This window comes from Nocardioides psychrotolerans (assembly GCF_943371775.1).
Taxonomy (GTDB): Bacteria; Actinomycetota; Actinomycetes; order Propionibacteriales; family Nocardioidaceae; genus Nocardioides; species Nocardioides psychrotolerans_A.
Map to the genome: position 1 here is coordinate 1 of NZ_CALRWD010000120.1, position 8,385 is coordinate 8,385.

An 8,385-nucleotide genomic window follows, 5' to 3' on the forward strand; every position below is an offset into this window, starting at 1 on the left:
CCTCGGTCACCGTCAACCTGGCGCTCGCCATGGCCAAGCAGGGTCTCAAGGTCGGGGTCGTCGACGCCGACATCTACGGCCACTCGGTCCCGGCGATGCTGGGCGTGGCCGACTCGCGCCCCACCCAGGTCGAGGACCTGATCATGCCCGTGCCCACGCCCAGCGGGGTCTCGGTGATCTCGATCGGCATGCTCAAGCCGCGGCGCGACCAGGTCGTCGCCTGGCGCGGCCCGATGCTCGACCGGGCCCTGGTCCAGATGCTCGCCGACGTCTTCTGGGGCGACCTCGACGTCCTGCTCCTCGACCTGCCCCCGGGCACCGGCGACGTGGCCATCTCGCTGGGCCAGCACCTGCCGAGCGCCGAGGTCGTGGTGGTCACCACGCCCCAGGAGGCCGCTGCCGAGGTCGCCGAGCGCGCCGGCACGATGGCCTCGATGATGCACCAGCGCGTCATCGGCGTCGTCGAGAACATGAGCTTCCTGCCCTGCCCGCACTGCACCCCCGAGGGCAAGGACCACCGCCTCGAGGTGTTCGGCTCCGGAGGCGGAGACCGCGTCGCGGCCACGTTGTCGGAGCGGTTCGGCTACGACGTCGCCGTCCTCGGGCGCATCCCGCTCGACATCTCGTTGCGCGAGGGAGGCGACGCCGGCAAGCCGATCGTCGACTCCGACCCCACCGCACCGGCGGCGATCGAGCTGAGCACCATCGCCGCGACGATCACCGGCCGTGGCCGCGGGCTGGCCGGCATGCAGCTGGGCCTCACCCCCACGAGTAAGTTCTAGATCGTGTTCGGAGTCGGTCTGGCGGAGATGGCGGTGATCGCCCTCGTGGCGATCCTCGTCTTCGGTCCCGACCGCCTTCCGACGCTGGCCAAGCAGGCCGGCGGCTTCGCCCGCAAGGCCCGCGACTTCGCCAACTCCGCCCGTGACGAGCTGCGCGACGAGCTCGGCCCGGACTTCTCCGACCTCGAGCTGCGCGACCTCGACCCGCGCACGATCGTGCGCAAGCACATCATCGAGGCCATGGAGGACGCCGACGCCGACCAGAAGGCGTCACGCACGGCCGGCCACCGCCCGCTGGACGAGGGCGAGATCCCGCCCTACGACGCCGACGCGACCTGAGGTCCACCCGGCCCCGACTCAGTCGCGGCTCTGCACGGCCGCGAGCGCGGCGAAGGACACCAGCACCGTCCGGTCCCCCGCGGTGACCAGCTCCACGAAGTCCTGACCGACCCGCCCCAGCTTGCCGTCGTGCAGCGTGCCGTCGACGAGGTGGACCACGCACCGCTCGCCGGCCTCGGCCAGGCGGCGCAGCGCCGATCCCAGCCCCAGCCTCGTCACCGGAGACCACGCCATCTCGGGGACCGCCCGGCGTGACGCGCCGGTGACGGTGGCGATCGCTGCCAGCGCGACGATCCAGTCCTGGCCGGTGCCGTCGACCAGGCACCACTGCGCCCCCACCCGGGCGAGGTCACCGCTCACCGGGCCCACGCCCCGGACCCCGAGCTGCACAGGCTCCCCGACCGTCGCCATGAGCCGGCCGGCGAGCGTGACCTGCTGGTACTCCGCCCGGCTGCGGTCGGCCAGCTCCGGCGCCCGCTCGGTCGCGTAGAGCGCGTCAGCCTGCTGCTCGAGGTCGTCGAGCACCGCGAACAGCTCGTCCTCCCAGGTCACGAGGCGAGCCTGCCAAGGAATCGGGCTGTGGAGAAGACCTTGACGAGACTCACAAAGAAGCGTTGGCTGATGCAAACACACGCAAACGCAAGGATTAGACCGTGAATGACCTCGGGACCGCTCGCTCGGCACGCTGCCTCGCTGTCTGGGGCGCCACCACGGTCGCGGTCGTCGTCGTGGTCCTCTGGTGCCTGCCCGACCTGCCGGGCGGTCCGACCTCCACCGGGCGGGCGTCGTTCGAGCGCATGCTCGTGCAGGGCAGCGCCCTCGTCGTGGTCCTCTGCGCGGGGTGGTGGTGGGTCGTGACCACGCTGGTGGTCCTCGAGGCGCTCGCCGGCACCAGCCGGCGCCGGAGCGGCCGCAGCGCCCGGGGCGTCCCCGCTCCCATGCGGCGCTGGGTGCTCGCGGCCTGCGGCGTCGCCATGCTCTCGGGCGGCCTGTCGCCGGCCCACGCGACGCCGGGCTCCGTCCACCGGGACGACCGACCGCGCGGCGGCGTCGTCACCCTGGACGGGCTGCCGCTGCCCGAGCGGCCCAGCGGGGGCCTCGTCGTCCCCGCGGCCCCACGACCGGACCACGTCCCGCGCGAGGTCGAGCCCGCCGAGGTCGTCGTGCGGCCCGGCGACTCCCTGTGGACCATCGCCGCCACCGCGCTCGGGCCCGGTGCCGACAGCGCGACCGTCACGGCCTACTGGCAGCGCATCCACCTGCTCAACCACCGCGTCGTCGGGGCGGATCCCGACGTGATCCACCCCGGCCAGCACCTGGCCCTGCCCAGCCGTCCCACCCCACCTCGAGGAGAGTCCTGATGTCACCTGCCCACGAGACCGTCGTCCCCCTCCGCGTGGAGGTGCCGGTCGCCAGCACGCAGGGCACCCTGGCCCTGGAGCTGCTGCCGCGTCACGACCCCCCGGCCCGTCGGCCGCTGGAGCGCGGCGTGTCCGATGTCGCGTCGGTCGTCCCCATCGACGCCCGTCGACGCCGCTCCGCCCAGGCGTGGGCCCACCGCTTCGCCCAGGCCGCTGTCGAGATCGTCGGTGGCGACCGGCCGGCATCCCAGCTGCTGCGCTGGACCACCGGTGGGGTCTACGCCGACCTCGACCGCCGCGCTGTCCTCGTCGCCCGCGCCGGCGGCCACGTCCCCGGCCAGCGCCGGGTCCAGCCGGTGCGCCCCCGCGTCCTGAGCGTGCACACCTGCTTCGTCAGCGCCGACGTGGTCGAGGCGGCCGTGCACGTCCGCTACGGCGAGCGGTCACGCGCCGTGGCAGCGCGATTCGAGGCGCGCGGTGAGCGGTGGCTCTGCACCGCCCTCGACTTTGCCTGAGCAGCCGTGAGCGAGGAACGAGCTCACGGCGTGGGCTCAGGCAGGTCGAGCGGCGCCGGCGGCTGAGGGACGAAGCCGCCACGGCGCGGTCGAGACCCGGTGACATGCCCAGCACCTCGAGGACGCCGTCGTACGGCGTGGTCTCGACGATCACTCGCTGCGCTCGCTGCTCGACCAGCGGAGAGGGGCTCCACCACCGCCGACGCCCCGCCACGGAGGACCGTGACGGGGCGTCGGGTGGAGCGGGTGGGTCAGCCGCCGGAGCGGGCGGTGAGGCCGGTCGGGCCCCCGGCCGAGCCGTGGCACTGCTTGAACTTCTTGCCCGAGCCGCAGGGGCACTTGGCGTTGCGGGCGACGCCGGCGAACTCGTCGGCCTCGGCGGCGACCGCCTTGACCTCGACGTCACCGTCCTCGCTGGGGGCGGAGTAGGACAGGCCCTTGGGCGCCTGGGGACGCTCGAGGCCCTTGGCCTTGATCGCCACGGCAGAAGCGCGCTGCTTGACGGTGCCCTCGGGCTGGAGGAGCGGCTCGTAGACCTCGTCGTCCTCGTCGCCGTGGTCGTGGCCCTCGTGGTCCTCCTCGACCTGGACCTCGAGGTTGAAGAGGAAGCCGACCGCCTCCTCCTTGATGCCGTCCATCATGGCGGCGAACATGTCGAAGCCCTCGCGCTGGTACTCCACGAGGGGGTCGCGCTGGGAGTAGGCCCGCAGGTAGATGCCCTCGCGGAGGTAGTCCATCTCGTAGAGGTGCTCGCGCCACTTGCGGTCGAGCACGGACAGCAGGACCCGACGCTCGAGCTCGCGGGTGACCTCCTCGCCCATCTCGGCCTCACGCGCGGCGTAGGCCGCGTGGGCGTCGTCCTTGAGAGCCTCGATGAGGTGGTCGCGGTCCATGTTGTGACGGCCGCCGGCCTCGGTCTCGAGCTGCTCGATCGTCACGCCGATCGGCCAGAACTGGCCCAGGTCGGTCCACAGCTGCTCGAGGTCCCACTCCTCGCCGAACTCGGCGAGCGAGCCGGTGACGTAGCCGGTGACGACGTCGTCGATGAAGGTGCTGATCTGCTCGCGCAGGTCGGCGCCCTCGAGCACCTCTCGACGCTCGCCGTAGATGACCTGGCGCTGGCGGTCCATGACGTCGTCGTACTTCAGGACGTTCTTGCGGGACTCGAAGTTCTGCGACTCGACCTGGCCCTGGGCGTTGGCGATCGCGCCGGTGACCCGCTTGTTCTCGATCGGGACGTCGTCGGGGATCTTGAGCATCTGCAGGACGCGATCGACCCACTCCGACTTGAAGAGGCGCATCAGCTCGTCCTCGAGGGAGAGGTAGAAGCGGGACTCGCCCGGGTCGCCCTGACGGCCGGAGCGACCACGCAGCTGGTTGTCGATGCGGCGCGACTCGTGGCGCTCGGTGCCGACGACGTAGAGACCGCCGAGCTCCTTGACGTCGTCGTGCTCCTTGGCGACCTGGGCCTTGATCCGCTCGAGCGTCTCGGGCCAGGCGGCGTCGTAGTCGTCGGCCGTCTCCCCGGTGGGCTGGAGACCCTTGTCGCGCAGCTCGGCGTCGGCGAGGAACTCCACCGAGCCACCGAGCATGATGTCGGTGCCTCGACCGGCCATGTTGGTCGCGACCGTGACCGCACCCTTGTGGCCGGCCATCGCGACGATCTTGGCCTCGTCGGCGTGGACCTTGGCGTTGAGGACGCTGTGCGGGATGCCACGCTTGGTGAGCAGGGCGGAGAGGTATTCGGACTTCTCGACCGAGACCGTGCCCACGAGGACCGGCTGGCCCTTCTCGTTGCGCTCGGCGATGTCGTCGGCCACGGCGTCGTACTTGGCCTCCTCGGTGCGGTAGACGAGGTCGGCCTGGTCGACGCGCAGCATCGGCTTGTTGGTCGGGATCGGGACGACGCCGAGCTTGTAGGTCTTGTCGAACTCCGAGGCCTCGGTCATGGCCGTTCCGGTCATGCCGGAGAGCGTGTCGTAGAGGCGGAAGTAGTTCTGCAGGGTGACGGTGGCGAGGGTCTGGTACTCCTCGCGGACGGTCACGCCCTCCTTGGCCTCGATCGCCTGGTGGAGGCCGTCGTTGTAGCGACGCCCCGAGAGCATGCGGCCGGTGTGCTCGTCGACGATGAGCACCTCGCCCTGCATGACGACGTACTCCTTGTCGTTGCGGAACAGCTCCTTGGCCTTGATGGAGTTGTTGAGGAACGAGATGAGCGGGGTGTTGGCCGACTCGTAGAGGTTCTCGATGCCGAGGTGGTCCTCGACCTTGGTGATGCCGGGCTCGAGGACCGAGATGGTGCGCTTCTTCTCGTCGACCTCGTAGTCGACGTCCTTGACCATGGTCTTGGCCAGCTTGGCGAACTCGCCGTACCACTTGACCTCGTCCTGGGTCGGGCCGCTGATGATCAGCGGGGTCCGGGCCTCGTCGATGAGGATGGAGTCGACCTCGTCCACGACGGCGAAGTTGTGGCCGCGCTGGACGCACTCCTCGATCGAGCCCGCCATGTTGTCGCGCAGGTAGTCGAAGCCGAGCTCGTTGTTGGTGCCGTAGGTGATGTCGCAGTTGTAGGCCTCGCGACGCTGCGCGGGGCGCATCTCGGGCAGGATCACGCCGGTGCTCAGGCCGAGGAAGTGGTGGATCCGGCCCATCATCTCGGACTGGAACTTCGCCAGGTAGTCGTTGACCGTGACCACGTGGACGCCCTTGCCGGAGATGGCGTTGAGGTAGGACGGGAGGGTCGCGACGAGGGTCTTGCCCTCACCGGTCTTCATCTCAGCGATGTTGCCGAGGTGCAGCGCCGCGCCACCCATGATCTGGACGTCGTAGTGGCGCTGGCCGATCACCCGGTGCGAGGCCTCCCGCACGGTCGCGAAGGCCTCGGGCATGAGGTCGCTGAGCGACTCGCCCTTCTCGTAGCGCGCCTTGAACTCCGCGGTCATCCCCCGGAGCTCGTCGTCGCTCATCTTGACGAAGTCGTCCTCGATGGCGTTGACCGCCTTGGAGATGGACTCGAGCTGCCTGAGGATCTTGCCTTCGCCGATGCGGAGAAGCTTGTCGATGATGACGGGCACGACGGGATGACTCCTTGTGTTGGCCTAGCTGATGACGCCGCGGTGACGCCGTGGAGCGGCGCTCCCACTCTACCTACGAACACTGAGCCAGCCGCATGGCCAGGTCCCCTCGGGGCTCGACCACCACGTCGTCGAGGCCCAGCCACCCCGCCAGCTCGACCAGCGCCGCGTGCAACTCCTCGGCCGTGTCGGGCGGCGCGGTGGCTTCGGCGTAGGCGCCCTTGACCAGCAACCGGCCCGTACGACGGTCCGCCTTGAGGTCCACGCGGCCCACCACCTGCTCCCCCAGCAGGAACGGCAGCACGTAGTAGCCGTGGACCCGCTTCTCGGCGGGGACGTAGATCTCGATGCGGTAGTGGAAGTCGAAGACCCGCTCGGCACGCTCGCGCTCCCACACGACCGGGTCGAAGGGGCTGAGCAGCGCCCGGGCCCCGACCCTGCGGGGCAGCCGGGCGTCGCGGTGCAGGAACGCGGGGCGCTTCCAACCCTCGATCGTCACCGGCAGCAGCTCGCCGAGCTCGACCAGGGTCGCGACCGCGGGACGCACCTGGTCGATGTGCATGCGGTAGTAGTCCTGGAGGCACCGCGTCGTCGCGACGCCGTGCGACCTCGCGGCTCGTCGTACGAGCTCGAGGTGGGCCTCCGCGGGCGTGGGGGTCGGCCGGGCGAGCACCTCGGCCGGGATCACCCGCTCGGGCAGGTCGTAGAGCACCTCGAACTGGCTGTTGCGACCGGCGATGGCCAGGTCGCCGGTGGAGTAGAGGTAGTCGAGGACCTGCCGGGTCTGCGACCAGTTCCAACCCCAGTGCTCCTTGCTGCGCGGCATCCCGTCGTCGAGGTCACGGGCCGTCGAGGCCCCGACCTCGCGGATCTCGGCCACCAGCGAGGACTCGAGCCCGGGCGACTCCTCGAGGACCTTCCACCGGCCGCGGCGCGCTCGGGTGGCGTCCATGCGGAACTGCATGAACGGCCACAGCTCGACCGGCATGAAGGCCTGCACGTGCGCCCAGTACTCCACGACGCGGCGGGGCCGGGTCTCGGCCGCACGACGCAACAGGTCCACGTCGTAGGGGCCCATCCGGGAGTAGAGCGGCATGTAGTGCGCGCGCTGGAGCACGTTGACCGAGTCGACCTGGAGCACCCCGGTGCGCTCCAGCGTGCGCTGGAAGGTGCGCATGGTGGGCACGGCGTGGCGCGGGTCCAGGAAGCCCTGGGCGGCCAGCGCGATGCGGCGGGCCTGCGAGCGGGAGAGCGTGTCGACCACGGCGCTCAGGGCAGCTCGAGCAGCTTCTCCCGCACGGCGTACATCACGGCCTCCATGCGCGAGTGGAGCTGGAGCTTCTCCAAGATGTTGCGCACGTGGTTCTTGACGGTGTTCTCGGAGATGTAGAGGTTCTTGGCGATGTCGCGGTTGTTGAGGCCCTTGGCGACATAGCTGAGGACCTCGAGCTCGCGGTCGGTGAGCCGCAGGCCGGGGACGTTCTCCCGCTCGGGGCGTGACATCTGCTTGAACTCGTCGATCAGCTTCACCGCCATCGAGGGGCTGATCAGCGACTGGCCGTCGGCCACGACGCGCACGGCCTGGGCGACCTCGTCGATCGAGGAGTCCTTGAGGAGGTAGCCCGAGGCCCCGCTCTTGACCGCCTCGTAGAGGTCGGCCTCCTCGTCGGAGACGGTGAGCATGATGATCTTGGCAGAGGGGACGGCCTCCTTGATGGCCACGCAGGCCTCGATGCCGGAGCGCTTGGGCATCCGGATGTCGAGGAGGACCACGTCGGGGGCGGTGGTCTCCGCCAGCGTCGTGCCCTCGACACCGTCACCGGCCTCACCGACGACCTCGATGCCGGGCTCGACGCCCAGCAGCATGGTCAGCCCACGCCGGAAGAGCTCTTGGTCATCGACCACGAGCACCCGGATGGGTTCACCCTTCTCAGCCACGGACGCATCATGGCACGTCCGGGGGGTGCCGGGTGACCGAACCATGGGTTGAACTGACCATCAACCCATGGCCCGGTCGGGCCCTCGTCGACGGTCAGTCGCTCCCGAGGTCGAGCGAGATGACGCCGTAGTCGTAGCCGCGGCGGCGGTAGACAACCGCGGGCCGCTCGCTCTCCTTGTCGACGTAGAGGTAGAAGTCGTGACCGACCAGCTCCATCTCGTAGAGCGCCTGGTCGAGCGTCATCGGGGACGCGGGGTGGGTCTTCTCGCGCACCACGAGGGGACCGTCGCCGGTGACCGTGATCGGCCCGACCTGGTGCTCGGTGATCACGTCGTCGTCACTGGCCTGCGGGCTGTCGTCGATGACCTCCATGCC

Annotated in this window: 9 protein-coding genes; 4 read left to right on the top strand and 5 right to left on the bottom strand. The window is 70.2% G+C overall.

Annotated features, from left to right (window positions below; translation table 11 throughout):
- Both AAG827_RS21430 and AAG827_RS21435 read left to right on the top strand, forming a co-directional pair.
- Positions 1-782: P-loop NTPase (locus AAG827_RS21430; protein ID WP_341928241.1), on the top strand; the 782-nt coding region annotated here is incomplete at its 5' end.
- A 3-nt stretch (positions 783-785) separates the two neighbouring features.
- Positions 786-1,121 (top strand): sec-independent translocase, encoded by a 336-nt coding sequence (locus AAG827_RS21435; protein WP_309647747.1) that lies wholly within the window; start codon positions 786-788, stop codon positions 1,119-1,121.
- A gap of 18 nt (positions 1,122-1,139) precedes the next feature.
- Here the strand turns inward: AAG827_RS21435 and AAG827_RS21440 are convergent, their stop codons facing one another.
- Positions 1,140-1,673, bottom strand: coding sequence for a hypothetical protein (locus AAG827_RS21440; RefSeq protein WP_341928242.1), 534 nt, complete (start codon positions 1,671-1,673; stop codon positions 1,140-1,142).
- A 101-nt stretch (positions 1,674-1,774) separates the two neighbouring features.
- Between AAG827_RS21440 and AAG827_RS21445 the strand changes: the two genes are divergently transcribed.
- Positions 1,775-2,482, top strand: a complete 708-nt coding sequence (locus AAG827_RS21445) for a LysM domain-containing protein (protein WP_341928243.1) — start codon at positions 1,775-1,777, stop codon at positions 2,480-2,482.
- Entirely contained in the window at positions 2,482-2,997 is a 516-nt protein-coding gene (locus AAG827_RS21450; protein ID WP_341928244.1) for an Rv3235 family protein, read from the top strand. The genes AAG827_RS21445 and AAG827_RS21450 overlap by 1 nt, the downstream gene beginning before the upstream one ends.
- 251 nt (positions 2,998-3,248) lie before the next feature.
- Here AAG827_RS21450 and secA read toward each other — a convergent pair whose 3' ends face one another.
- The 4 genes from secA to AAG827_RS21470 all read right to left on the bottom strand — a co-directional run.
- The gene (secA, locus tag AAG827_RS21455) at positions 3,249-6,071 is read right to left on the bottom strand and encodes a preprotein translocase subunit SecA (protein WP_341928245.1); all 2,823 of its coding nucleotides are present in this window, start codon (positions 6,069-6,071) and stop codon (positions 3,249-3,251) included.
- 73 nt (positions 6,072-6,144) lie between these two features.
- Complete coding sequence (locus AAG827_RS21460; protein ID WP_341928246.1) at positions 6,145-7,335, bottom strand: crosslink repair DNA glycosylase YcaQ family protein; 1,191 nt, start codon at positions 7,333-7,335, stop codon at positions 6,145-6,147.
- A gap of 5 nt (positions 7,336-7,340) precedes the next feature.
- The gene (locus AAG827_RS21465) at positions 7,341-8,009 is read right to left on the bottom strand and encodes a response regulator transcription factor (RefSeq protein WP_341928247.1); all 669 of its coding nucleotides are present in this window, start codon (positions 8,007-8,009) and stop codon (positions 7,341-7,343) included.
- Between the two features lie 94 nt (positions 8,010-8,103).
- Positions 8,104-8,385 (bottom strand): sigma 54 modulation/S30EA ribosomal C-terminal domain-containing protein (locus AAG827_RS21470; protein ID WP_341928248.1); only part of this gene is annotated, 282 nt, incomplete at its 5' end.